We start from the raw sequence: 26,914 nt of genomic DNA, 5'->3' as shown, positions 1-26,914 counted from the left end.
GTTTTTATTTTTCTCTTACCTCAGGATATAAAGCTTACCGTAACCATTCTTGAAGGCTTTGTCGCCAAAGGTATTCCGGTGCTTCATTTCCTCGTCAATTCTGCTCATAACCACCCGGTACAGGTAAACGCCGTTTGCCAGCTTGTCTCCATACATGTCGGTGCCATCCCAGGCATATTCTGTTTTATTATTGCCAATACGCAGCGGTCCTAACTCTTCTTTCATGATTTCCTTTACCACTTTACCTGTTACAGTCAGGATCTGGATTTTCATATGCTCAGGTATGGTGCTACCGGTAAGCGTGAAAATAAAGTTGGTTTTAGAGGAGAATGGGTTCGGGAACGGGTAGAAATTCGTTACCGCTGCCTCACTGACTACTTCAAAGCCTATTCTGTACGGCGATATGCCGGAAGCCTTACCTGCTGCATCACGCGCGCGCACTTCCATGCGATACTTGCCGTCGTCCAGCTTCAAAGGCTTGTACTCTAACCTAAAGTCATTCTGCTCTGTGGCCGCAGTATACGTTACCTCCTGCGGATTATTCAGAAGAGACACCTCCTTCTCCTCACTTCCTCCATCTTCAAGATTTTTGATTAAGATAAGGGACATGGTTGTAGGATCTTGCAGGAACACGTGGCGGTTCTCATCTTTCAGTGTTACGCTTATCACAGGGCTTGGCGAAACAAGGTCGCCATCAAGGATATGAATACCATCAAAGGCTACATCCATGATAGGATGCAGCTTTGGTTTTACACCGAAGTTTACTTCATAAATATTGTTGAAGTAATGCTGCTCGAGCTGCAGGCGCGGATTCACGTACATACTCAGCTTATAATTACCCTCTAATGACTGAGTAGAAATAGTGCGGTTAAAAGTTACAGTTTCCCCTGCTGCTACAGGCTTAATCTTGAACCGTGAGACAGAAGGCTGAATGCCATCGCCAGATAATGTTACCTCCACCACTACCGAATCACGAAATGCAGTGTGTGAAATATTCTGGAAAGCCATAGGTACCGAAATGCGTCCTCCACTGGCCTGTGCCGTCAGCATTTCACTGCTTACTTGAACCAGGTCCGGCCTGATAATACCTTCCGGAACACCCTCGTAGTACACAAACCACTGCTTCAGTTGGGGTGCTGTTCGGGCTGTAGAGTCGGAAATAAAAGCGGACAGCTTCAGGTTGGGGTACCGTTTAGCATCAATGGCTGAAATATCGAGCACCTTCTGCTGCACTTTCTCTACCAGCACATCTTCGCTGCCTGTTATATCAATACCGATTACACTCAGGGTGTACTTGTCGTCGCCTCCTTCAAAGCTTTCTATGTTATGGTGTAGCGTTTCCCATGCAAGGGCAGGCCCTATGGCAGCAGAGGTAATGGAGCCAGCTGCTCTTGTAGATTTTAAAGTAGTGCTTAGGGCAATGGATTGAGAAGTTGCAGGTGTTGCATCATCTGCCGAAGCCGTCATTTCCTGCGCCGTTCCAATGGCTGCCCCTTTCTGCCCTACAATTGCAAAAGGCACATTTGCAGGAAGCGTGTTTATCAACCTGGAGCCAATGCTGTTAAAAGCTGCCTTCACTTCGGCAGAGAATGTATGGAAAGGCACTTTGTTGATGCTAATAGCGGCTACATAATATCCTGCCGGCACAGCGTCTAAAAAAGCTTTCATTTTAGCCACATTCGCAGCCTGCGATAGGTTCCCTGTATCGAACAGATAAGGCACAACGCCACAAAAAGCCTGCCCAGGCAGCGAGGTAACATTCTCTAAAGTGACATTATTTACTACGATGAAATACATTCTCGCAAAAGAGTTACCCTCAGGGTTACCACAGGAACCGCTCAGCTCCTGTGCTCCGTTCATGAAAAGGCCATGATGCGCAAAAGAAAATCTTGCATCTCCACCCACCGTTTTGATTTCTATAAACTTCTGGATGTTACTGTACTGCCACGTCCTGTTACTTTCTGACAGAGAATCAAAACCTACAGATTTAGTATCCTGCAACTGCCCGTAATGGCTTTGTGACCAGCCTCCCTTAGCTCCTGTGATATGTCGGAAAGAGCTACTGGCCCAGACAGTGTCCTCTCCTGCTTCGTAGTTTGTAAAGCGTGCACGCCAATAATATACTGTACTGTCGCTGCTGGCAGCAGGTAGCGAGACTTCCCATACAGGCACTTTAGCGCTGGCTATCGTCTGAGACTGGCGCAACGGACTTCGGAACGTTCTGGTAGTGTCTATCTCAAAATAGAAGCCTTGGTTATCACTCAAGGCTGTAGCCTGTACAGCCAGTTTCACTTTCTCTGTTCCAATAATGCTGTACTTGGAAGGATAGACAGTAGTGATTCCGCTGATAGGGAAAAAGTGCTGAAAAACGGCCGTATTATTTTCTTCATTCAGTTCCTCCACAGCATTAGGGCTATCCAGCTTAACCTCGAATGTGTTCATTCCCGCTGACACTATACCTTTATTCGGCAACTTCAATGTCACTCTTCTTCCCTCGATAATCGGCTCGATTCGAATAGCATCCTGAAGAATAACGCTGTTATCAGATAAAGTTCGCTTTATAGAAACATACACAGGCTCGGTAATGGCCTTACCAAGGTTGTCTACATCAAATGCTACCATAAATGAATCGGCTGCTGCTGTGACAGCACCTCCATCTAGCCCAGTCACTTTAAAGCCATTTTCTCTGATGACATAGTCTGGCTTGCTTGGGTTGTACGGCTTCAAGGCAGGGTCTCCCTGCAAAGTCATTTCCAGTACCATGGCAATAGCCCAGCTACTTGCAGTCTCCTGCATCACACGTTTTATTGTCTCCTGCTGTACTGCGCCCAAAGTTGTTCCATAGAATTCTGGATCTTGGAAAGCTACCTTATAGAAGCTGGTGGAGTACATGTTCAGGTAGCCTAATTCACCTGTATCAATATGCGCCAACAATGCAACAGCCCCTTTATCAGGCGTTTTCAGCCAATCTTCACCAAATGAGACATAATTAGGAATAAAGCTATTCCCCAAGTTGCACCCATTCATCAATATGATGGGGTATTTGCCTTTATTCTGGTAGTTATTAACAGCACTTGACGCATACCCTATATCCAAATCGTTTGTGCTTGTAGAACTGTGCCCAAAGAACGTAAGCAAGGAGAGACCTCTGTTTACCTGTTCCGACACGTTCACAAACTCTGTCACCTCACTTACATTTTGCCTGTATCTTTCTGTTACAGTAGCTCCTAACAAAGGACCCTCAGCTATAGCAGCATATCCTTTTAAATAATTAGAAATCCGTCTTATTTCAGGTGCGGTATTGCCACCACCGAGCTGCAATATGTTTTTTCGCCAGGCTACACCCTCTTTTACTGCATCATATTCTTTTATCTTATTCAGATATGCTATCACACCCTCTGGTGTTGTAACAGATAATCTTCCGGTGGGCACTGTCGGAACATAAGAACTGTTCCTATAATCTACTGAAAACACTAAATCAGAGGAAGGAGAAATACCTGTAGGCACTAAATCCATCTCATAAACCCTGGGGTGCCGGGCACCAACCTGATAATAGCTGAACTTGCCTGGATAGTAGCTAGAAAAGTATTCTTGAGCTGCGTATGTTACTCCTTTTCCAATGATAAACATCTGCGTTGGCCTCGCAGATGTACTCATAAACCGCACCATGCGGCGTATGGCATTGGAAGAAAAGTCACCGTAATGGAATTGATTGACAATCTGATCCATCTGCACAAGCAACGTATCATATCCTCCGCCGCCAGGAGAAGCCCTATAAGCCGCATACTCCTGGGGAGCAGGCAGATTACTGCCTGCAACAGGCTTCATCAAGCGTCTGTTGGTTAAGACAATGTAGTTGTGATTGCTGGGATCAATAGACCTGAACTTGATTCCAGTCCTGTTAACTTTAGCAGGCCTCAGCGGCTGGGCAGCATCAGCAATTAATACTTTGTGTGTTCTACCGCTACCAGCATCTACTACAAAGCCTTTCCATGCGCCTCCAAGATGACCTTCTATCCTCAAAACATTGTATGGGTCTGTTACATCATAAGCTACAGCAGTAGCAGGGGTATTCGAGAGACTAAAAAATGGGGTTGAGCTACGGGTAGAATCAGTGTACAGGAACATAGCTGTTCCCGCAAAAATCGGCTTCTGGGGGTAAGTAAGTATACCATAGGCAAAACTAATAGAGTTTAGATTAGCCGGAGTAGCAACAGGTGCTACCTGTAGGGTAAGTTTTCCCTGCGCATTGATATCACTGAATTCAACAGGTTGCCTGTCTTTTGCAGAGGCATAAAAGTCATATTCAAAGTAATTAAGTTTTCGGGTACCAGCAGGAGCAACCACATTCACATTGAGTTTATGATACTCAAAGGCTGCACCAACAGTGGCATATTCTACATATGGTCTTGATCCTGCAGGCTCTATATTGGTGATATTACTAATCTCATAGTTCCTGGGATTGATAGAATTATGAGAAAAATAACCTTCCCCCTCATCCATCCACGGCATTCTTACCTGGCGGTTTACAATATCATATAGCTTCCCGTAGTTAAAGCGGTCAGTATTTACATTTCTTGCCTTCTGCAAATGGTAAGGTTCCGGCGTGCGGCCGGCAATGCTGGGGTTCGACTCCCGCATACGTTTTCCACCGGCAGCATTTACTGTCAGGAAGTAAGCTGCTGTATCGGTGTATAAGCTATAAAGCTGGTGTACCTGGTGGGCCGGGTTTTTATAGAGTTCCTGGTCAAGGGCTCCGTCGTTGCGCTCGCCAAAGAATTCCACGTAATCCTGCGCATCCAGCCTGCCATCGGCCTCCCCGGCTACATAGATAGAGACCTCCTTCGCCCGGCGAAAAAGCTGCAGGTGTTGTGGGTTCACACCTCTCAGTCCCAGGCTTTCCAGAAAATTATAATCCAGGCGGTGCAAACCTGTATTGATCACGCTGATCTTATAGTACGTCTGGGAGTAATTTATCCACTCGTTCCCGTATACTTCCTGCGCCTGCACGGTGCCTCCGGACATAAAAGCCAAAAGGAGTAAGATTGCGGGTAAAAGTCGCTTTATCATGTATAGCTTATCTATTTTCTGCCTGGCCAGGCAAATGTGTTATTTATCGAAAGAGTAACCTAGTGAGACGATGACGGAAGAGGTATTGGTACCTCCTATTGCATTGCTCTCGCTGTTATTAACTCGGGAAAGGGCAAGGTCCAGGAGAAGGCCTCCGGTTTTAACGCCTATCCCAAAGTTAGGCTGCAGCCGTTTGGTAGTGCCGCCGTCAAAATTCATGGTTTCCTGATAATTGTTGAGGCCTCCCCTTACAAAAACTGAGCTGGCATAAGCAAGCTCAACGCCCACGTGCGGGTCCAGCGACACAAGGTCTGACTTCAGGAGCACGTTCCGCTTGCCGTCGAAGGTAAAATCGAAATCTGCGGCAACGAGCGCCGAGAACTTGTCATTGAACTGAAAAGAGCGGCCGACTCCCAGCACAACCCTGGGGAGGGTTAGTTCGGCAGTGCTCTCCGGCAGGTCATTGCCGGTTTGCAGGTAAGCCTCTTCCAACTCTTCAATGTTGTGGGTCCAGGCGGTAAAGGTGGTGGTAATGTCCTTCGCCATCAGGCCAAACTGCCAGTCGCCGCGCTGCAGCTGCGCCCCCACATCCACACCAAAGCCATAGGCATTGGCAAAAGCCCCCACGTTCCGGTAAATGATTTTTGCATTGGCGCCCAGCATTAGCCCTTCTACCAGGTTACTGCGGCGGGCATAGGACAAGAGCATGGCGTAGTCGGCTACTGAGAAGAACCGGATACTGTCGTATTGGATGTAGCCGTACTCGTTCTGCAACCGGCGGGTATCGGCAATATCATCCACAGCCAGCCTGATAACAGATACAGCAAGGGCACTGTTGGTGTCGAGGGGCATGGCAAAGCTGGCGAAATCGTTTTTGGCGATGCCTGCGAAAAGCTCTGAATGCATCAGGCTCACATTATACCGGTTCTGGAGGCGCAGTAAGCCTGCCGGATTCCAGTAGCCGGCGGTGGCATCGCTTGTAATAGCAGCCTGCACATTGCCCATGCCCAGGGCACGCCCTCCAACTCCAATGTTCAGGAACTCATTGCTGTATTTTGGAGCGGATACTTGAGCCGTGGCAGCTGACCATGCTATAAAAAACAAAGCAGCCATGAAACAGCGAAGGGTGAATCTGATCATGCAAAGGGGTATAGGTTGTATCACAAGCAAAATTTAATGCACCGTTTTAGTCTCATTTTCTGCGAGCTCTGGCATTGTTAATTCCCTCAGCAACACAGCATAATGCTTTTTGGTTGTTTGCGGTGCAAATAAATTTAGATCAAAAATAATGAATATTAAAGACAAACCGAGAGCCGGATAACTAATAAAAAAAACTTCCGTAATTATTTCTATATAGTACCTTGCGTTGCATAGTACCTTTGATTATCTTTACTGCAACCTTATAACGGAATCATCATGAAAGTTGAAAACACACAAGTGCAGATGCGGAAGGGAATCCTGGAGTTCTGCATCCTGGAGATTATCTCTCGTGGTGAAGTATATGCGTCCGATATGTTGGACGAGCTGACAGCGGCTAAAATGATCGTTGTGGAGGGTACGCTCTACCCTTTGCTCACCCGCCTCAAGAACGCGTCGCTTCTCGACTACAACTGGGTAGAGTCAACATCAGGGCCGCCCCGCAAATATTACACCCTTACTGATACAGGACGTGACTTTCTGGAACAGCTTCGGCTAACCTGGTCAGATTTAGTTGCCTCCACTGAATATATTATTCATAACAAGAAAGCGCAGCAATCATGAAAAAGAACATAAGCATCAACCTGCAAGGCATCATCTTCCATATAGAAGAGGATGGTTATGAACAGCTCAGCAGATACCTTGCCTCTATCAGAACATACTTCTCAAATTATGAGGGCCATGAGGAAATCGTTGCCGACATCGAAGCGCGCATTGCCGAGATTTTCTCTGCCCGGCTTTCTCCGGGCAAGCAGGTTATCTCACAGGAAGATGTGGAGTACCTGATAGGCCGCATGGGCAGCGTGACAGACTTTGAGGTGCTGGACCCTGTGGAAGAAGGAATTCCTCACCCACAGCCACAGTTAGCCACAGATGGCTACGAAGGAGCCTACGAGGGCGCCTACGGAACACACGGCGCTTCCGGAGCCTATACCACAACAGGCCCCAAGAAGCTGTTCCGCGACATTAACCGCAAAGTAATTGCAGGGGTAGCCTCCGGTTTGGCCAACTACCTGAATGCAGACCCGCTTTGGGTGAGGTTGTTCTTTGTGCTGTTGGTGTTACTGGGTATTGCTTCAGCAGGCATATCAGCAGCAACGGGCGTCATCCTGTACATTGTGCTGTGGATTGCCATGCCTGAGAACGACCAACTACCGGAGACAACTGCCAGAAAGCTTTTCCGGGACCCTGAGGACAAGAAACTGGCAGGTGTAGCGAGCGGTATCGCCAAATACTTTGGCATTGATACTGCTGTGGTCCGCATTCTGTTCATTGCAATGATCTTTGCAGGCGGGTTTGGAGTGATTGCGTATATCGTCCTTTGGGTTGCCATGCCCGAAGCCGTTACCCTTACCGAACGCCTGCAGATGCAGGGTGACCCTGTGACGCTGGCAGGTATAGAGAAAACCCTGAAGGACAACCTGAACATGAAGGACAGCAACGGCGAGGAAAGCACGCTTGCCAAAATTATCCTGATGCCTTTCCGCCTGGTATCCCAGCTTTTTAACTGGCTCGGTAAAGCCCTTGGCCCTATTCTCGCATTCCTGATTACGCTCATACGCGTAGGGGCCGGAGTTATATTACTTATAATTTCAATTGGCCTCACCATCGCCCTCTTCTCCACGCTTTTTGTTGCCCTTGGTTTGATAGATGAGTCTCAGTATTTTGTTTTAGGTGATTTTCCGGCCTCCGTGTTTCTCGGGGGCTTTCCCAGGCTCGGACTGGTGGCAGGCTTTTTTGTAGGCTTAATCCCGCTTCTTCTCCTAATCATACTGAGTGTTAGCCTTTTGGTGAAGCGCACTTTCCTTCGTCCATTTGTTGGCTGGTCTTTGTTTGGGGTATGGTTGGTGAGCCTTTTCACCATGATTGCCAGCATCGCCATGCACAGCACGAACTTCCGCCGCTCCGGTGAGGTAATCACAACTAAAACAATTCCTGCTGCCAATTTCCGCACTATTACGCTTGACGCTTACGACACGAATACAAACTATGATAACATCTACATCGATGTGCGCTCCCACAGCAGCGATAACATCGAAATTATACAGCGTGCAGAGGCTAAAGGAAGAACAGAAGAAGAGGCTAAGCAGAACGCCCGCATGATTACGTACCGTGTGCTGCAGCAGGACTCAGTCTTGCGCTTCGACACCAGCTATGAGTTCAGGGAAAATGCCGCTTACCGTGACCAGGAGCTAAGCGTGACACTCATGCTCCCTCAGAACAAGCCCCTGCGCCTCACCCGCGAGTTCACGCACCTGTTGCCGAGTGCCACCTTCGCTCAGAGCTACAGTGTTGACAAAATTGTGCGCAACACCTGGCAAGCCAGCGGCAACCAACTGGAGTGCCTTACCTGTGCCGCTGATACTCTGGAAACCGAAGAGTATAGCACTACTGAAACTGATTTTACCACCAGTTTAAGTGGCAGTGTGCTGCTGAATGAAAACGAATACAGCAATAATGTTAAAACGTTTGATTTAGATGACTTTAGTGAAGTAACAGTTAGCGGCCCATACCATGTGCAAATACAGCAGGGCAACAACTACAGCATCCGGGTGCGTGGCGAAGACAAAGAACTCAGACTACTGTCAATTGAAAAAGCCGGTCAAGAGCTGCGCATTGGCTATAAGGAGAAAGATTTCAGCCTGTTCGATGACCGCAGTCCTGTGCTGATACAGATTGTAGCGCCTGATTACAGGAACATCGACCTGAGCGGGGCCATCAAAACCGATATTGGCCGTATCAATGCTGATAACCTGCAGATGAATTTTGCAGGTGCCATCAGGTCTACCGCCGACGTGAATGTGCGCAACCTGAAAGTGGATATTGCCGGTACATCTATCAGTAAGTTTACAGGACGCACTGATAGTTTTGAACTGGACGCTACGGGTGCGGGCGTGGTGGATGCGGAGGGCCTGCAGGCATCCTCAGTAGATGCTGATGTAACAGGAGCCAGTGCGGCGCAGGTTTATGCCACCAACCGGCTTCGTGCCCAGGCATCTGGTGCCAGCCGCATCACCTACAAAGGCAACCCTACTGACACCACCATCGACAGCAACGGGCCCAGCAGCGTAAAACGCCGTTAGGCACCGGGCTGCTGCATAAACTCTGTAAAAGTGGGTTGAACCACTCCCCGCTCAGCCCACTCTACTCCCCGCCACTAGTACAAAATAAAACTATTGAAAGTCTAAACTTTGCGTTTGCTGGCTGCTACTGCCGTATTATCTAATCTTCCTGCGGCCTTGGCACAAGGTAAGCATGCATCAACCGGCAACAGGACGGTCGCTACACATGACAGCCAGAAACAGCGGATTCATTTTGGGCATGCAAAACTATAGCAAGCAGTATCCTCAGGCTAAATAAATAATCGCGGCATACAAATCTGGAAATTCCTGCTATAAGTATAAGGTCAGACTATATAATAAAGCTGAATATTAGCGTTAGTCTTACAGTATAACAGTTTAGTTGTTGTTTGATGAGTGCCCTTGGCGAAGCCCCCTCTCCTTTCCTTTTTCTACCAGGAAGGCGAAGGCTTCGTCATACTCATTTCTGACCTTCCCCTCCAGAATCGCCTCCGTCAGCACCTCCTTCAACTCTCCTACCATTTTCGAGGGCTTCAGGTTAAACGTTTCCATGATAACCTCACCCGTGATAACAGGCTGGAAATTGCGCAGTTTATCACTCTCCTCTACTTCTACCAGTCTTTTTTCCACTTTGTCAAAATTCTGCAGGTAGCGCTTTACCTTGTTATCATTCTTCGAGGTGATGTCAGCACGACACAAGGTCATCAGGGCATCTACGTCATCCCCGGCCTCAAAAAGCAGGCGCCGGATAGCAGAGTCCGTTACGGTTTCTTTTACCAGGGCAATTGGCCGAAGGTGCAGCTTCACTAACTTCTGCACAAACTTCATGTGCTCATTCAATGGCAATTTCAGGTCCTTGAACAGCTTAGGCACCATCCGGGCACCACGGTCCTCGTGGCCATGGAAGGTCCAACCCACTTTGGGCGAATACCGCTTGGTATCAGGCTTTGCGATGTCGTGCATAATAGCCGCCCAGCGCAACCACAAGTCATCCGATACCTCCGCCACATTATCAAGCACCTGCAGGGTATGGTAAAAGTTGTCTTTGTGGGAGTTGCCGTTAATGGTTTCCGTCCCTTGCAGCTCCGTCATCTTCGGGAAGATGATTTCCAGCAAGCTAGATACAAACAGAAGCTTAAAGCCATACGATGGTGTGGGCGAAAGTACAATTTTGTTCAGTTCGTCCGTAATACGCTCCTGCGACACGATTCTGATACGCTCTTTGTTGTCCGTGATAGCATCAAAGGTATCCGGGTCTATATCGAAGCCAAGTTGCGAGGCAAACCGGATAGCGCGCATCATGCGCAATGGGTCGTCAGAGAAAGTGATGCCCGGCTCCAGCGGCGTCCGGATAAGCTTGCGCTTCATATCTTTGATGCCATCAAACGCATCAATCAGCACACCGTAACTTTCTTTATTCAAGCTGATACCCAGCGCATTGATGGTAAAGTCACGGCGTTTCAGGTCATCGTCCAGCGTGCCCTGCTCTACCTCCGGCTTACGGGAATGCTCGCGGTAAGACTCCTTGCGGGCTCCTACAAACTCTACCTCCCACTCATCAGCACGCAGCATCGCTGTTCCGAAGTTTTTGAAGACAGATACCTTTGGTTTGTGCCTCAGTTTCTGCGCTACCATGGCCGCCAGGGCAATACCGTCGCCTACACACACTATATCAATATCTTTGGATGGTCGCTTTAGTACCAGGTCACGGACAAAGCCCCCGATTACATAGGCATCGGTACCTAATTCAGAGGCCGCCTCAGCTACAACATTGAAAATGGGGTGTTCCGGTAGTTCTATTTTATCCATCGCTATAAATCAAAAACCTCAGGCAACGTGGCGCGGCCTGAGGTGCAAAATTAAGGATTACCTTGTCAATTACGAATCACACATCCCGAATTACCAATACCCTCAGGACAGCAGACCCGTTCGAGCACATCTTTTATAGAGTACACTATACATCCAGGAAGCGTACACAAGCTCCCTTGTCAAACCCGAAACGTAGCAGGTAACAGTACAACAATTGTTTAGTCGCGCAGTACCTCCTGGCTACCGTCAGGGTCTATTTTCACGATGCGCGAAGGAACAGTTTCCATGGCATCATCCTGCCGCCAGTTTACAACTAAATCCACTCGCTTTTTTATTTCTTCGGAAACATCTGCGAACGTCCTGGGCGAAGGTTCTCCGCTGATATTGGCCGATGTAGAAACCAAAGGACGGTTAATCTGCCGTATTAGGCGATGGCAGAACTCGTCCTTTACTATCCTCATTGCGACAGTTCCGTTATTCGCCAAAACCTCTTTAGGAAGGTTCTTCGGGTTCGAAAAAACATACGTGGTAGGCCGCTCCTGCTTTTGCACGAATTGTTCAAAATCAGCAGGCAGCGATTGTATATAGCGCAGCAACATCTGCTGATCAGCCACCAGGAGAATCATTGCCTTGGAAGCATCACGCTCCTTTATCTCTACAATCCTCTTTACGGCAGCAACATTCTCTGCGTCACAACCAATGCCCCAAACGGTGTCGGTGGGGTACAAGATTATGTTCCCTAACAGCAACTCCTCTTCTGCTGCCTGTACGGCGCTAATTAATTGTTTCATCCTTTTAAATGTTGCTTGTTTATTGTTGAATGTTGAATAAACTAATGGTGAAGTGACCTTTTGCTTGCACTGATCAACAAAAAAGCCATTCAGCAACCAGTATCAATGTATCTCCTGCGTCAGTTCTATCAGCACACCATTGGCACTCTTGGGATGCACAAAGCACACCAGTTTGTTGTCGGCTCCTTTCTTTGGTGCCTCATTCAGCAACGTGAACCCCTCCTGCTTCAGGCGCGCCATCTCTTCTAAAATATCGTCTACCTCAAAGGCGATGTGATGGATGCCCTCCCCCCGCTTCTGGATAAACTTTGTAATTGCACTGTCTTCTGTCGTTCCTTCCAGCAATTCTATTTTTGTATCCCCTACTTTGAAGAAAGAGGTATTTACATTTTCAGACGAAACAAACTCTGTTTTATAAGGTTCTACACCCAAAAGTTTGTAGTACAAAGCATTTGCCTCGCTGAAGTTTTTAACAGCTATGCCTATATGTTCTACGTTGCGCATTTTGAAATTGTAATTAGTCTAAGTAAGCTTTTTTTATTAATTTTGCGTGGAATTCAAAACTAATAATTTCTTTCAACTGTTTATAAAACAGACAATAAATAGAAAAAAACAGTGCTATGCTAACACTTCCTATATACCTGGATAACAATGCCACTACGCCGTTAGACCCGCGTGTACTAGAAGCCATGTTGCCTTACATGACGAATATGTTCGGTAATGCCGCTTCCCGTAACCATGCATTTGGCTGGCAGGCGGAAGAGGCTGTTGATTATGCGCGCGAGCAAATTGCATCGCTTATCAACTGTTCTCCAAAAGAAATCATCTTTACCTCTGGTGCTACAGAGTCTGATAACCTAGCCATCAAAGGCGTTTACGAAATGTACGCTTCTAAAGGCAATCACATTATCACGGTTACTACAGAACACAAAGCGGTGCTGGACACCTGCAAGCACATCGAGAAAATCGGTGGTAAAGTAACATACCTGCAGGTAAACTCCGAAGGTCTGATTGACCTGAAAGAACTGGAGGAAGCGATTACAGACAAAACAATCCTTATCTCTGTGATGTACGCCAACAACGAAGTTGGTGTTATCCAGCCAATCCGTGAAATCTCTGCTATTGCCAAGAAGCACGGCATCCTGTTCTTTACAGATGCTACACAGGCAGTAGGTAAAATTCCGGTAGACGTAGAAGCTGACGGCATCGACCTGATGGCGTTCTCGGCTCACAAAATGTACGGCCCGAAAGGCGTTGGTGCTTTGTACGTGCGTCGTAAGAACCCACGTGTAAAAGTAACTGCCCAGATGGACGGTGGTGGCCATGAGCGCGGCATGCGTTCCGGTACACTGAACGTCCCTGGTATTGTTGGCCTTGGCAAAGCGGCTGAAATTGCAAAGCAGGACATGGAGGCAGATACTGCCCGTATTTCTGCAATGCGCGACCGCTTAGAAAAAGAACTGACTACTATTGAAGAGTCTTATGTAAACGGTTCGCGTGAGCACCGTCTGCCGCATGTATCCAACATTTCTTTCAAGTATGTGGAAGGTGAAGGTTTGATGATGGGCGTGAAAGACCTAGCAGTATCTTCCGGATCAGCTTGTACCTCAGCCTCATTGGAGCCTTCTTACGTACTAAAAGCACTAGGTTTGAGCGATGACCTGGCACATTCTTCCCTGCGTTTCGGCCTGAGCCGTTTCACAACCGACGAGGAAATCGACTTCGCTATCAACCACGTAAAAGAGGCAGTGGCCAAACTTCGTGAACTATCCCCGCTTTGGGAGATGTTTAAAGAAGGTATAGACCTCGACTCAATTGAGTGGGCAGAACACTAAGAAATTAATGATGAGTTAGAAATTGCGGGTAACTGATAATTCACAATTTCTAACTCATGTAGTATTCAAAATTTTAATTCGTAATTATATATAGCTATGGCTTATTCAGATAAAGTAATCGATCATTACAGCAACCCTCGTAACGTAGGTACACTTGACAAATCTAAGGCAAGTGTTGGTACCGGCCTTGTAGGTGCCCCGGAGTGTGGCGACGTTATGCGCCTTCAAATTGAAGTAGATGAAAACCAGATCATCACAGACGCAAAGTTTAAGACCTTTGGCTGTGGTTCTGCTATCGCTTCTTCCTCTCTTGCTACAGAGTGGCTGAAAGGCAAATCAGTAGATGAGGCACTGGCTATTGACAACATGGCAATTGTGGAAGAGCTGGCATTACCACCGGTAAAAATTCACTGCTCTGTTCTGGCTGAAGATGCAATCAAATCTGCTATCAACGATTATAGAGTAAAAAACGGTCTGCCAGCACTGGAGTTGCCTAAGACTCACCACTAAGAAGAACGGACTCGATGGAGTCAAAAAACACGGATGTGCATGTTGAAAGTGCACGCATTCAAAAGCAGATTGAAAACCACTTAGGCATAAGCGGCAACAGTCTGCTTTTTGAATTCAGGCACATCGACAACAAAGAGCGCCTCGACCTGATTACGGTTAACCCGCGCCATCACCAGTCGTTCCTGTTTCACTCCGAAGTAGGGTACGACCGGGTGGATGCGTTGCGTAAAATGCTGGCTTATGTACAGAACTACCGTGACCAGGAAAGTTCTTATACGGTGCAGTGGATATCACGCCACGAGAAGGAGTTGAACACTTCTTATTTCCGGGCACGTAATATGTATGAGGCACTCGATAAACTATACTTTGGCCGAGACATGAACACCATCACCGTTTTTAGCGTGGTGCTGAATCCTGTCTCCTAAACTAATAATATTATGATCACAGTTTCAGATAAAGCAAAAGAGAAGGTAATCAAGCTGAAGCAGGATGCTCAGCTGGACGATACATACCGCTTGCGTGCTTCTGTTGCAGGTGGTGGTTGCTCCGGCCTTTCCTATAACCTAGACTTCGACGATGAAGTGAAGCCCATGGACCAAGAGTTTGAGGACAAAGGAGTAAAAGTGGTGGTAGATATGAAGAGCTTCTTATATCTGGCAGGCACAGAGCTTGATTTCTCTGACGGCCTGAACGGAAAAGGCTTCTTTTTCAACAACCCGAATGCAACACGCACCTGTGGCTGCGGTGACAGCTTCTCAGTATAAATTATTCAAACCACCTCATAAAAGAGAAGTCCCTGCTGTGCATGCACAGCAGGGACTTCTCTTTTATGAGGCAAAATGCGCTTTTTACCTTTTCATAAAACGCGTAGTATGCCGCTGCCCCTGATCGTCCAGGAGCATCAGTACATAACTGCCGCCACTTAAATTACTTACCTCCAAAATGTGGTGAAGACTGTTTTTGTCTAACACCTTTTGTAGCAACTGCCTTCCCATCACATCTACTACTATTACCTGCTGCATAAGACCTTTTTGCTCCAGGCTGATCTGCAGATTATCGGAGGTAATGGTAGGATAAACTTTTGCAACTCTTGTGGCAGCGGCCCTGTTTACAGCTACTACAGCGGAAAAAGAGTAGCTTCCATCTTCATCCACTTGCTTTAACCTGTAGTAAGAAACGCCTGCCATCGGGTATTCATCCATAAAACTATAGGCTGCACCCTGAGTTGTAGTTCCCTTACCTGCCACCCTGCCAATGCTCTCAAAAGAGTACCCGTTCGCGCTTCTTTCCACTAAAAAATAATCATTTTGTATTTCTGAGGCAGTTAGCCACTGCAGCTGTACTGCAGCCCCACTGTTTCTGGCAGTAAAACGGACCAACTCAACCGGTAGCACTACAATAGGTTCATCAGGTTTAACACTCCAACTAATGCTGAAGTCATCTATGGCCAAACCATGGTCTACATCAAACTCATCGGCATCTTTCCACCGCAGCATCAGGTAGTGCCCATCCGGTATGTTTACAGTCAATACAGCCTCCATGAGTCTTCTGTTTGCGGCGTTGTTCCCGTTCAGTGCTCTTCCCCTTGTATAAAAGTGAGGGCTCTTAAAATTAAGAGCAGGATAAGGTATCCAGTTTTCATCGGACCTGGGAGATAATTTGAAAGCCGCTTTATCACTGCTGACAGCATAGTAGAAATCAATCTTATGCTCCCCTGCATCTATGTTAGAGATGCGCCACTGCTCCCCATAAAAGCTAACATCAACCGTATAAATTGTATCACCTGTATTGTTCTGCAAGAGCAGGCCCCATGCAAACTCTCCCGCGTTAAACGAACTCTGTGCGCCTAAAGCGCGATCTGTTGAATTGTCTGAACCATAGCTGTAAAGGTTTCCGGAAATGTTATTACCCGGGCTTGCTACTATAGTGTTTGTTTGCTTTGTGCGCTGCACAAACCAACTATCTATGTAGCTGGTGCCGTTTTCCCAGATTGCTTCATTTACAACAGGTAGTGTATCAAAGTTCTGAATGTAGGTGGTGTGATTTCTGTCCATACTGACCTGGGAAGCAGCAGTTTTAGGCATAAGAACAGCTGTAAAACAAACCAGCGCCAAACACACCTGGTCGAGGAGAGTTAAATTCTTTTTCATTCTGTAATAAGCAGGAAAGGGTGTATACCTAAGAATAAATTGCACATATTCTTTTACATGAACAGAACCCAAACCTTAGTCCACTTACTATAGTTCAATTAATAATAACTTCTTTATTATCACATGCAGAGTTAAAATAAAAAAGGCCGCCCTGGTTACCAGGACGGCCTTTTGTGCTGCATTGTCAAATACAGCTAACTATTATGTCATGTTCTTAATAAGCTCTCGCTAACTTGTTCTCCATAAAGTTCATGAAGGCTCTGTTTACAACGCCTGTTCCACCCGGTGTAGGGTAGTTACCTGTAAAGTACCAGTCACCTTTGTGGTTCGGGCAAGCCTGGTGTAAATCCTCTATACGCTGGTAAATTACCTGCACCTCTGCATTCACATCCGGTGCTTTTACTATTTCTGAAACCTTAGCAGAAATCTCATCCGCCGTAAACAGGCCATACAGTTCCTGCACGTAATTTGCCTCCTTGAATGCAGGTGTACCTGCCAGTGCAGCACATTTATCGTACACCTCCTCAGCCTTAAAGTACAGCCCACGCTCTTTTAAAAGTGCCAGTAGGGCCCTGAATGCCACAAATTCTTTCATGCGCGACATGTCAATGCCGTAACAATCAGGGTAGCGGATTTGAGGAGCGCAGGAAACAATAATTATTTTCTTAGGCTCCAGCTTATCGAGCATCTTAATGATGCTCTTCTCCAGCGTTGTACCGCGCACGATAGAGTCATCCAGCACCACAAGGGTATCCACTCCTTTCTTCACCACTTCATAAGTTGTGTCGTAGACGTGCGTTACCAGGTCATCGCGGCTGTCGTTGTCTGTGATAAAGGTTCTGAGCTTCACGTCCTTGATCACCAGTTTTTCGGCACGTGGCTTGAACTGCAGAATGTCGTCCAGTTGCTCTTCGGTCAGTTCCTGGTTCAGAATTGCTTTTTTACGGTACTCGCGCAGGTGGCTTTCAATCCCTTTCATCATTCCCAGCCACGACGATTCCGCTGTGTTCGGTATATAGGAGAACACCGTGTTCTTGAGGTCGTAGTTGATTGCTTCCAGAATCTGAGGGCACAGCAGCTTACCCATGTTCTTGCGCTCGGTATAAATCTCAGGGTCATTGCCTCTGGAGAAATAGATGCGCTCAAAGCTGCAGGAAAGTTTCTCACGCGGCTCCACCACTTCTACGTGCTTCGGATTACCTGCCTTGTCTACAATCAGGGCGTAGCCCGGGTTAATTTCCTTGATGTCGCTGTACTCAATATCAAAAGCAGTCTTAATAGCCGGTTTTTCAGATGCTACCACAATCACCTCATCATCGGCATAGTAATAGGCAGGACGAATGCCATTGGGGTCACGCAACACGAAAGAGGCGCCGTAGCCTGTAAGGCCGGCCATGGCATACCCACCGTCGAAGTCGCGGCTGGCACGGCGCAACACACGCTGCAGGTCCAGGTTTTCTTCAATCAGCTGGGTTATCTCTTTGTTGGTGTAGTCGCCCTTCTTAAAGTGGTCGAACTTCACCTGGTTTTCCTCATCCAGGAAGTGGCCTATTTTCTCTAATACCGTGATGGTGTCAGACTTCTGCTTCGGATGCTGCCCCAACTCCAGTAACTTCTGGAACTGCTCATCCACATTAGTCATATTAAAATTACCGGCAACAGCCAGACTGCGGCTACGCCAGTTATTCTCGCGCACCATTGGGTGGCAATTGTCCACACTGTTTATGCCGTGCGTACCGTAACGCAGGTGGCCTAGGTACACATCCCCCAGAAAAGGCGTATTTTCCCAAATCCACTCCGTGTCATTGGCTCTGTCAGGATTTTCCTCCTTCAGGTTTCTGTACTCCTTGCTGATTTTCCCGAATATACTGTCGATGGCCCGTGTTTTAACTGAACGGAAGCGGCTTATGTACTCAATACCGGGCAGGGCATTGATTTTGATGCTGGCTACCCCGGCACCGTCCTGTCCCCGGTTGTGCTGCTTCTGCATCAGCAGGTACAGCTTATTGATACCGTACATAGGAGTACCGTACTTCTCTACGTAATAATCAATGGGTTTTCTAAGCCTGATTAAGGCAATACCACATTCGTGTTTGATAGCGTCGCTCATGAGGTGCTATTTATTTTAAATTGTCTGGGCCAGCAATTGTTCAATCCAGGCTAGCAGCAGGTCGGGCTTAAAGAACAGGACCAGCAGTGGCAGGGCAAACAGCGCAAGCAGCAGTTTATCTGACAGTGAAATAACTAAATTTCCTTCCCGAAAATTCCTTTTAAAGAAAAGGTAGTATGGTATCTTGATATAATAAAATAAAGCCACCCCCGTCAGCATAATTCCAATGCCTAACAGGGCCAGCAAAAGCGAATTCTCCGTTAGCGTGTAAGCCTCCCACACATTACTGAAGATAAGCAGTTTGCCCATAAAACCAGCCAGCGGAGGCAATCCGGTAAGCGACAGCAAGTACAGCAGGGCCATTACCCCAACGAAAGGAACGGCACGGCCCAGGCCGGCAAAGTCCTCCAGCTTCTGCACACCAAAACCCTCCTCTGATAGTTGCAGGAACAGGAAGATACCGAAGTTCATAAACAGCAGCACCGTCAGGTAAAACAATATGCTCAGTGTATAGTCGGTGTTAAACGCCAGCAGCCCCGTCAGCAGGAAACCGGCATGTGATACAGATGAATAAGCCAGCAGCCTGCGGGGCGTATTTTGCCAGAGGGCCGTAAAATTACCTATTACAAGCGTAGCGATGGCTGCAACGCCTAAGAACAACTGCACATCGGCATAAGCCAGCGGATTATCAAAAGGCTTTACAAAACGAAGCAGCACAATAACACCCGCCATCTTAGGACCGGTAGAAAACAAGGCGACAATGGGAAGCGGTGCCCCCTGGTACACATCCGGCACCCAGAAATGAAAAGGCGCCGCTGATATCTTAAAGAAGAACCCGGCAAAAACAAGGACAGCTGCCACCGTTACCAGCAGCGTGTTAGCCTGCATCAGCCCGATCCTGAAAGCGTCGGAGGAATAATCCAGCGTACCGGTTAGGCCGTAGAAAAAGGACATACCGTACAACATCACCCCTGCCGACAACGCGCCGTACAGAATATATTTCAGGCCTGCCTCTACCGCACGCTTTTCTTCTTTCAGCGTCAGAGTAAGGATATAGGAGGCAATGGAAACCGTCTCAATTGCCAGAAAGACCATCAGCAGGTTCACAGACTTGCCCATCAGGTTCAAGCCCAGCACCAGCATCAGGATAAGGGCAAAGTACTCTCCCCTGCCTCTTTGCAGTTTCTCCAGTGCCTTATTCTGGAGGGATATGAGAATAGTAAAGATACCTGCCGCACTGAACAAGATACCGGCGTAACGTGCCAGTCCATCTGACAGCAGCAGGTTAAGGAAGATTTCATCTCCACCGGATGTATAGCCACCTAAAATCTGGAGCAGCAACGAAGCGAACAGCCCCGTGAGAGCCAGCCATGGCAGCAGCCGCTTTATAGTTGGGGATTTGAACAGGTCCAGGGTAACGAGCAGCAGGAAGAATACAGCCAGCAGCAGCTCAGGCAACAGTGAACCCGCCCCTGCTACTATGGCATCAATGGTTTCTGATAAATAAACTGCCTGCTCGTTCACTTAGCGTACAATGGTAGATAAAACGATATTCAGTTGCTCCTGCCCGTTTTGCAGCACTAGTTCGGAGAATCCGTTCACAGCCACACCAATTTTGTCCAGGAGCAGGTGCGGGAAAATACCGAAGAGCAGGGCCAGCAGCGTTAAAGGAACCAGCATCAGGTACTCACGGAAATTCAGGTCGGTGATAACGGCAGTCTGGCGCAGCTCCGGGAAGATCCAGAACTTACCAAAGAACATGCGCTGCAGCGCCCACAGGTAGTAAGCCGCTGCCAGGAGTAAGCCAAAAGCAGCAACAATGGTGAGCCAGCGGGGCAGCATGCCTGTCGCCTCCGGCGAGCTGAAGCCCCCTACCAGCACCAGCAGTTCGGCTATAAACCCTGAAAAACCAGGTAAGCCCAAAGAAGCAAAGAAAGCAATGACCACAAACGTAGTGTAGGCAGGCATCACGTTGGCAAGGCCCCGGAAGTTTAGGATCATGCGGTCATGGGCTCTGTCATAGATCACCCCCACCACCAGGAAGAGCATGGCAGAGATAATACCATGGCTGAACATCATGTAGACGGCACCATTGACCCCCTCTGTCGTGAGGGAGGCCAGCCCCAGCAGTACAAAACCCATATGCGACACTGAAGAATAGGCAATCAGCTTTTTCAGGTCGTTCATAGCCAGGGCATTGAGGGCGCCATAGATAATGGACAGCACACCTAAGCCACCCACCAGCACGGAGAAATAAGCGGCTGCATCCGGGAAAACCGGATATACAATGCGGATAAGGCCATAGCCACCCACCTTCAGCAGAATAGCAGCCAGCAGTACAGAAATAGGTGTGGGTGCTTCTACGTGCGCATCCGGCAGCCACGTATGCACCGGCACAGCCGGCACCTTAATGGCAAAACCCGCCAGCAGCAGCAGGAAGGCAATAAACCTTATCGGCAGGCCCCACAGGGTTACCCGCGACAGCACATGCAGGAGACTGTCCGGCAGGAAATTGGCAGCCTCCATCATGGCCGGAATGCTGAACGTGTGCACCATGTTCTGGGCGCTGATGGTATTCTGCTGCAGCATCTGCTGTACCTGGTGCAACACATCTGCCGAAATACTGTCTCCGCGCTCCAGCAGTCCCATCTGCACGGCGGTAGCCACCGGATCAACCACGGAGGTGTATAAGCCAATCATCACAATCAGGATAAAAAGTGAACCAACGAGGGTATAAATAAAGAACTTGATGGCTGCATATTCCCGCCTTGGCCCACCCCAGATACCGATGAGGAAATACATCGGCAGCAGCATAAACTCAAAGAAAAGGTAGAAAAGAAAGAAATCCAGTGCTAAAAAGCACCCCATCACGCTGGTAAGGAGAAGCAGGTAGAGCAGGAAATACCCTTTTACATTTTTGGTGATGGTCCAGGAAGAGACGACGCCAATGACGCCAACAATGCCTGTGAGCAGCACCATGCTGATGCTGATACCATCCACACCCACAAAATATTCAATCTGAAAGCGGCCCAGGTTACCGAGCGAAAAGATAATCCAGTTCAGCTTTTCCACAAACTGGTAGCCCTGCTGCCCATTTGCGAAGGCACCGCCATCAAAGCGGAAGTATGAAAAGACAGACAGCCCCATCTGCACCAGTGCTCCCAAAAGCGCCACCGCCTTTATCGGCCTGTGCAGATGCGCAGGCATTACCAGCACAACAAGCGCCGCCAGCAAAGGTGTAAAAATGAGACTACTGAGTATAAAATCCATCAAAGGCTTTTATTGTTGTTTATATGATTCCCGTTATATATGTGCCCAGTCATCAGGGTTCACTGCTGCTTTATCCAGCACCAGCTTCCACATGCTCCACACATTTTCAAATGACCTTATCTTCAAATCCTGCTCCCCGCATTCCGTCCGCGAAATTAACCATCAAAACACGATGATGTATAGTATAATCAAAATAAATCCGAGGAGTGAATAAGCATAGTAAGATTGCACCCTTCCGTTCTGCAGGCCACGCCCGGCACGGCCAAGCAATTTTGAGGAGGCAGCCACCAGCCACACCAGGCCATCTACCACAAACCTGTCAAAGCCCGCTATCATTTTGGCTATTACCACCAGCCATTTGCTGCCATAGTTCAGGGTATAGTCAATCACGCGTTTATCCACGCGGTACAGGCTGCGGGCCAGCAAGAGTGCTGGCTTCACAAATGTGCTTGCGTAGAATTGGTCAAGGTAAAAGTGATTGTAAGACAACCTAGCAATTGCTGTCTGCGGCCGCTCCTGCAGTAAGGCTTCTTCCGATTTATTTCTGTACCTGCCAATGGCCAGCCCAATACCTGCCACACCCAGCAAAGCGGAAAGTATGCCAATAACTAAATGTGCTGTACGGTTCGCCTCGTCCTGCGCTACCACTGCCTGCAGCAGGTTGTCTGCCAACAGGGCGCTTCCTGTCGAAAGCCTCTCCAGACCAATACCCTGCATCACCCAGCTGCTGTTAAAGCTGAGCGGGTTCGCAGAAAAGAAAATACCAATAGAAAGTATGGCCAGCACTACCACCGGAATAGCCAGCACCCGCTCCAGTTCCTGCCCCGCCGACACACGCAGCTCCCGTACATCGAACGGCAACCTGAAACTACCGAAGAACATAAACCACAGATGCCGGCCCATATAGTAAGCTGTCAGCAGCACAACCGTGAAACCGATAATGGGAACGATATAATACAGGCTGTTGCCATTGGCACTCATCGCCTGTGCCCAGGCCCAGCTGCCGGACAAAATTGCATCTTTGGACAGGAAGCCTGAGAACAAAGGCAACCCCACAAGGGCTGAGGCCGCCAGAAGGTACGTGTAAAACGTCAGCGGCAAGACTTTACGCAAGCCACCCATGTTCCGGATATCCTGTGGATCCACGTCCTGCGGCTGGTGCGTGTGATGCAGGCCACGGTGCATGGCATGGATGATGATACCGGCGTTCAGGAAAAGCGCTGCTTTAAAAAATGCGTGCGTGGTAAGGTGGAAAAGTGATGCATCGTGGGCGCCAGTGCCCATTCCCATCACCATATAGCCTAACTGCGAGATAGTAGAAAAAGCCAGCACTCCTTTGATATCATATTGCGTGAGCGCGGCAACAGCTCCAAGCAAAGCCGTGACAGCACCGACAACAGCAATAACAGTGAGGGCGTCTATGGTGAAAAAAGCATAGCAGCGTGCCAGTAGGTATACACCCGCTGCCACCATGGTGGCAGCATGAATAAGAGCAGAAACAGGTGTAGGGCCCTGCATGGCATCCGGCAACCAAACCTGCAACGGAAACTGCGCCGACTTACCCACACAGCCCATAAACAAGCCTAAACCAGCCAAGGTAAGCAGCACTGGTTCCATTTCCACCCGCCACTGCTGCCCGTTCAGGATATAAGAAACTGCAAAGCCTTCGCCTGTCCAGGTACCAGTGCCAATCAAAGTACGCAAAACCTCTAAATCGAAGGTGCGGAAATAGGTGTAGAAAGCGAAGAGGCCCAGTAACAAACCAATATCCCCTACTCTATTCACAAGGAAAGCTTTCTTGTTGGCGGCAATGGCGGCAGGTCGTTTAAACCAGAACCCGATGAGCAGGTAAGATGACAGGCCTACCAACTCCCAGAACATAAAAAGCAGCAGCAGGTTATCCACCAGCACAATGCCCAGCATACTAAAGGTAAACAGTCCCAGGTAAGCGAAATAGCGGCTGTAACCCCTGTCGCCATGCATATAGCCCACCGAGAAGAGCTGCACCAGCGTCGAAATAAAGGTGACAATAACCAGCATCAGCACGGTGAGGTTGTCCAGGAGTATGCCTGCTGTGAAATCAGCTAAAGAACCGCCTATAGCGGCCATGCTGAACCAAACTGTCCTGCTATGGAAAGTGGCTGTGTTCCAGGTCTGCACGAAAAGCCATACCGCAAATGCAAAAGACAGTGCAGATACACCTACCGCCAGCCAATCGCCGTGGCGGGGCAGGCGCCTCCCGAAAAAGAACAGAACCAGGAAAGCCAGCAGGGGCAACAGAAGCACTACTAGTGCAAGGGTGGTCTGTGCGGTGCCTGCCAATGGCTCTAAAAGTGAGGATAGCTCCAACGTGTCCTTTTATTTGCTTAGGTGATTGATTTGATTCAGATTGGCTGTTTTAAAGAGCTGGTACACGCGCAGCACAATAGCCAGCGCCACGGCGGCCTCGGCAGCAGCCACCACCATCACAAACAGTGAAAACAACTGGCCCTGCAGGAGCAGCGGGTCAAAGCGGCTGAAAGCAACGAGGTTCAGGTTGGCGGCGTTGAAAATAAGTTCGATGCCCATCAGCACCACCACGGCATGCCGCTTCGTGATAACGGCCAGTATGCCCAAACTGAAAAGCAGCGCACTCAAAATTAGGATATGTTCTAAGGGAACTCCCTCCATCTCTATACTTTCTGTTTATCGGTGGCAATATAGGCAGCTCCCATAAGGGCAATCAACAGGAGCAGCGAGGCAACCTCAAAAGGTACCACAACGTCTGTCATCAACTTGATGCCAATAGTATGTACTGTGCTTTTCTCAAGGCCTAACACATCGGTGTCAGCCGCCTGGAGCCAGGGGAGCATGTACAGGTTTGCATGCAGGATGGTGTAGCACAGGCCAATCACCAGCAGACACGTAATTATCGTCCCCCAAACCTTATTCACGCTCTCCGACAGCACCGACTGGTCGTGTACCCGGCTGCTGAGCATAATGCCGAAAAGAATCAGCACCAGCACACCTCCCACGTAAACCATCAGCTGCGTAACCGCCACAAAGTCAGCGAACAGCAGCACGTAGATTCCGGCCACGCTCAACAGGGTAATCAGCAGCGAAAAGCCTGCATACAGCAGGTTGCGCGTCAGCACCATATACCCCCCAGAAAGTACTGCCAGTAAGGCAAAAATGTAGAAAAGCATGCTTTTCAGTTATCAGTTAATATTGCTATTGAAAGAACCCCGCATTTAAGCCGACTTCCTCGCTGCCAGTGCCGCAGCTTTTGCAGCGGCCATTTCCTCCTGCTGCTTTTCGAACAGACGCTGCTTTTCCTGTGCCTGCTCCGGCGATAAATCGGTGAAGTGGTAAACCATATTCTTGATGTCTACCTCACTGAAATCATATACCGGTGTCATGGTAAGGCAGTCGGTAGGGCACACGGTGGTGCAAAGGCCGCAGTAGCAGCATTTTGCCATGTCGATGTCAAACACCGGCGCATACAAGCGCTTTTTTGTTCCGTCGGAAGTTACGCCGATGTCTTCTGTTGCCTTCACCGACTCGATGGTGATACAGTTCACCGGGCACACCTTTGCGCAAAGGTCACACACAATACAATCTTCAATCTCGTTGTGCAGGCGATAGCGGCCGTTGTCAGGTATGGGTAGCGCCTCGTACGGGTATGTGAGCGTGGCCAGACCATCCGGTTGCTTAAAATAGCTGTCGTCCGTCACATACACCGGTTTGCGACGCTTGTTGGCATTGGAGAAATGGCGCAGCGTCAGGCGGGCACCGCTTACCAGCGACTTCACCACGTGCCAGAACCCTCTTTTATGTTTATATGCTTCTTTCTTTATCGTATTCATATCATTAGTAATCGCCATATGCCTGCCAAGAGCACAACCACCAGGGCTACCGGTGTCAGCACTTTCCAACAGAGGTACATGAGCTGGTCCACGCGAAGGCGCGGGTACGTCCAGCGGGCCCACAGTTGCACAAACAGCAGCACAAAAGTTTTGGAGATCAACCAGAAAGCCGCCCATAAGTTCCCGGAAATTTCGCCAATAGTGCCGGTTGTCCAATTGGCAAGCGTAACAGGGCCTATATTCGGGAGTGGCGTGTTCCAGCTACCCAGAAAAAGGATAACTGCCACCAGGCACACCAACACCATCATGCTGTACTCGGCCAGGAAAAGCACCGCAAAACGAAAGCCGGAGTATTCCACGTGGAAACCTGCCACCAGCTCTGACTCTGCCTCCGGAATATCGAAGGGTGCCCGGTTACTTTCAGCCAGGGATGCGATAAAGTATATGACAAAAGCCACCAGCAGCATCGGTGCCCGGAAGATGTTCCAGGTGGTGATGCCCCCGATGTTGGTCGTGTCGATGCCCAAGGCCTCTATACCGAATAGCCAGTTCGTATCGTACCCCATCCCCGGGAATGCATTCATCAGCACGCCCTGCTGGTAACTTATTTCCTGAAAGTCGAGCGACTGGCTAATCATTACAGCGGACAGAATAGCCAGCCCGGCCGGAATCTCATAGGAAACAATCTGCGCCACTGATCGCATTGCTCCCAGCATAGCATACTTATTATTAGATCCCCAACCCGCCATCAGCAGCCCAATCACATCCAGTGAAATAATGGCAAGCAGGTAGAACACACCAATGCCGATACCCGCAGGCACCATGGTCGGTGTGAAAGGAATAACCGCAAAGCCAGCAAAAACAGCAGCAAAAATAAGAATGGGTGCCATCTTAAAAAGGCTTTTATCAGCCTGCGCAGGCACAATGTCTTCTTTCTGCAACAGCTTAAGCACATCCAGCACCGCCTGCAGCGAGCCATACGGCCCGGCTTCAGTCGGCCCCAGGCGGTCCTGCATGAAGGCCGCCACCTTCCGTTCTGCATACGCCAGCACAATTACCACTCCGAGTAAGAGCATAAGTGTCAGCAGGAAAGCAAGCATAAGCGTTCAGGTTGTTTTAAGAAAGCAAAGTTAGGGGTTAATATGCGAATGTGCTAATAAGGAGGAGTGGTAATTGAGATTTTGAGAAAATCAGGAGATAACAGCATCAGGATGCACCTGGCCTGCCCCTTACTGTACATATCACAC

Annotated in this window: 20 protein-coding genes; 6 read left to right on the top strand and 14 right to left on the bottom strand. The window is 48.6% G+C overall.

Going from position 1 to position 26,914, the window contains the following annotated elements:
* Positions 1–15 precede the first annotated feature (15 nt).
* Together porU2 and ACYVB1_RS01130 are read right to left on the bottom strand one after the other, a co-directional pair.
* A complete protein-coding gene (porU2, locus tag ACYVB1_RS01135; RefSeq protein ID WP_460919627.1) occupies positions 16–5,070 on the bottom strand; it encodes a putative type IX secretion system sortase PorU2 in 5,055 nt (1,684 codons plus the stop codon).
* 39 nt (positions 5,071–5,109) lie between these two features.
* Complete coding sequence (locus ACYVB1_RS01130) at positions 5,110–6,183, bottom strand: putative type IX sorting system protein PorV2 (protein WP_460919625.1); 1,074 nt, start codon at positions 6,181–6,183, stop codon at positions 5,110–5,112.
* A 303-nt stretch (positions 6,184–6,486) separates the two neighbouring features.
* Here ACYVB1_RS01130 and ACYVB1_RS01125 point away from each other — a divergent pair, with 303 nt between their 5' ends.
* Positions 6,487–6,831 carry a PadR family transcriptional regulator gene (locus ACYVB1_RS01125; RefSeq protein ID WP_460919623.1) on the top strand — a complete coding sequence of 115 codons (345 nt, stop codon included), beginning with the start codon at positions 6,487–6,489 and terminating at the stop codon, positions 6,829–6,831.
* Positions 6,828–9,350 (top strand): PspC domain-containing protein, encoded by a 2,523-nt coding sequence (locus ACYVB1_RS01120; protein ID WP_460919621.1) that lies wholly within the window; start codon positions 6,828–6,830, stop codon positions 9,348–9,350. The genes ACYVB1_RS01125 and ACYVB1_RS01120 overlap by 4 nt, the downstream gene beginning before the upstream one ends.
* A gap of 375 nt (positions 9,351–9,725) precedes the next feature.
* Here the strand turns inward: ACYVB1_RS01120 and ACYVB1_RS01115 are convergent, their stop codons facing one another.
* From ACYVB1_RS01115 to mce, 3 genes are all read right to left on the bottom strand, one after another.
* On the bottom strand, positions 9,726–11,156 hold the full coding sequence (locus ACYVB1_RS01115) for a CCA tRNA nucleotidyltransferase (protein WP_460919619.1): 1,431 nt from the start codon (positions 11,154–11,156) through the stop codon (positions 9,726–9,728).
* Positions 11,157–11,374: 218 nt separating this feature from the next.
* Entirely contained in the window at positions 11,375–11,947 is a 573-nt protein-coding gene (locus ACYVB1_RS01110; RefSeq protein WP_460919617.1) for an L-threonylcarbamoyladenylate synthase, read from the bottom strand.
* Between the two features lie 102 nt (positions 11,948–12,049).
* On the bottom strand, positions 12,050–12,451 hold the full coding sequence (gene mce / locus ACYVB1_RS01105; protein WP_460919615.1) for a methylmalonyl-CoA epimerase: 402 nt from the start codon (positions 12,449–12,451) through the stop codon (positions 12,050–12,052).
* A gap of 116 nt (positions 12,452–12,567) precedes the next feature.
* Here mce and ACYVB1_RS01100 point away from each other — a divergent pair, with 116 nt between their 5' ends.
* The 4 genes from ACYVB1_RS01100 (at position 12,568) to ACYVB1_RS01085 (ending at position 15,056) form a co-directional block, all read left to right on the top strand.
* Positions 12,568–13,782 (top strand): IscS subfamily cysteine desulfurase, encoded by a 1,215-nt coding sequence (locus ACYVB1_RS01100; RefSeq protein WP_460919613.1) that lies wholly within the window; start codon positions 12,568–12,570, stop codon positions 13,780–13,782.
* 96 nt (positions 13,783–13,878) lie between these two features.
* Positions 13,879–14,292, top strand: a complete 414-nt coding sequence (gene iscU / locus ACYVB1_RS01095) for a Fe-S cluster assembly scaffold IscU (protein ID WP_460919611.1) — start codon at positions 13,879–13,881, stop codon at positions 14,290–14,292.
* A 14-nt stretch (positions 14,293–14,306) separates the two neighbouring features.
* Positions 14,307–14,717 carry a hypothetical protein gene (locus ACYVB1_RS01090; RefSeq protein WP_460919609.1) on the top strand — a complete coding sequence of 137 codons (411 nt, stop codon included), beginning with the start codon at positions 14,307–14,309 and terminating at the stop codon, positions 14,715–14,717.
* A gap of 12 nt (positions 14,718–14,729) precedes the next feature.
* The gene (locus ACYVB1_RS01085) at positions 14,730–15,056 is read left to right on the top strand and encodes a HesB/IscA family protein (RefSeq protein WP_460919607.1); all 327 of its coding nucleotides are present in this window, start codon (positions 14,730–14,732) and stop codon (positions 15,054–15,056) included.
* An 84-nt stretch (positions 15,057–15,140) separates the two neighbouring features.
* Here the strand turns inward: ACYVB1_RS01085 and ACYVB1_RS01080 are convergent, their stop codons facing one another.
* From ACYVB1_RS01080 to ACYVB1_RS01040, 9 genes are all read right to left on the bottom strand, one after another.
* Positions 15,141–16,442: a T9SS type A sorting domain-containing protein gene (locus tag ACYVB1_RS01080; RefSeq protein WP_460919605.1), complete on the bottom strand. Its 1,302-nt coding sequence runs from the start codon at positions 16,440–16,442 to the stop codon at positions 15,141–15,143.
* 214 nt (positions 16,443–16,656) lie between these two features.
* Positions 16,657–18,552, bottom strand: coding sequence for an amidophosphoribosyltransferase (locus ACYVB1_RS01075; protein WP_460919603.1), 1,896 nt, complete (start codon positions 18,550–18,552; stop codon positions 16,657–16,659).
* Positions 18,553–18,567: 15 nt separating this feature from the next.
* The gene (locus ACYVB1_RS01070; RefSeq protein ID WP_460919601.1) at positions 18,568–20,076 is read right to left on the bottom strand and encodes an NADH-quinone oxidoreductase subunit N; all 1,509 of its coding nucleotides are present in this window, start codon (positions 20,074–20,076) and stop codon (positions 18,568–18,570) included.
* Positions 20,077–21,822: a complex I subunit 4 family protein gene (locus ACYVB1_RS01065; protein ID WP_460919599.1), complete on the bottom strand. Its 1,746-nt coding sequence runs from the start codon at positions 21,820–21,822 to the stop codon at positions 20,077–20,079.
* 162 nt (positions 21,823–21,984) lie between these two features.
* Positions 21,985–24,171: an NADH-quinone oxidoreductase subunit L gene (gene nuoL, locus ACYVB1_RS01060; protein WP_460919597.1), complete on the bottom strand. Its 2,187-nt coding sequence runs from the start codon at positions 24,169–24,171 to the stop codon at positions 21,985–21,987.
* 9 nt (positions 24,172–24,180) lie between these two features.
* The gene (gene nuoK / locus ACYVB1_RS01055) at positions 24,181–24,492 is read right to left on the bottom strand and encodes an NADH-quinone oxidoreductase subunit NuoK (protein WP_377483666.1); all 312 of its coding nucleotides are present in this window, start codon (positions 24,490–24,492) and stop codon (positions 24,181–24,183) included.
* Positions 24,493–24,494: 2 nt separating this feature from the next.
* Positions 24,495–25,007: an NADH-quinone oxidoreductase subunit J family protein gene (locus ACYVB1_RS01050; RefSeq protein WP_460919595.1), complete on the bottom strand. Its 513-nt coding sequence runs from the start codon at positions 25,005–25,007 to the stop codon at positions 24,495–24,497.
* Positions 25,008–25,052: 45 nt separating this feature from the next.
* Positions 25,053–25,667, bottom strand: a complete 615-nt coding sequence (locus ACYVB1_RS01045; protein ID WP_460919593.1) for a NuoI/complex I 23 kDa subunit family protein — start codon at positions 25,665–25,667, stop codon at positions 25,053–25,055.
* Positions 25,664–26,767, bottom strand: a complete 1,104-nt coding sequence (locus tag ACYVB1_RS01040) for a complex I subunit 1/NuoH family protein (RefSeq protein ID WP_460919591.1) — start codon at positions 26,765–26,767, stop codon at positions 25,664–25,666. Before ACYVB1_RS01040 ends, ACYVB1_RS01045 begins: the two co-directional genes overlap by 4 nt.
* Positions 26,768–26,914: the final 147 nt, after the last annotated feature.

This window comes from Pontibacter brevis, assembly GCF_054779655.1.
This window is presented reverse-complemented; position numbering and strand designations above follow the sequence as displayed.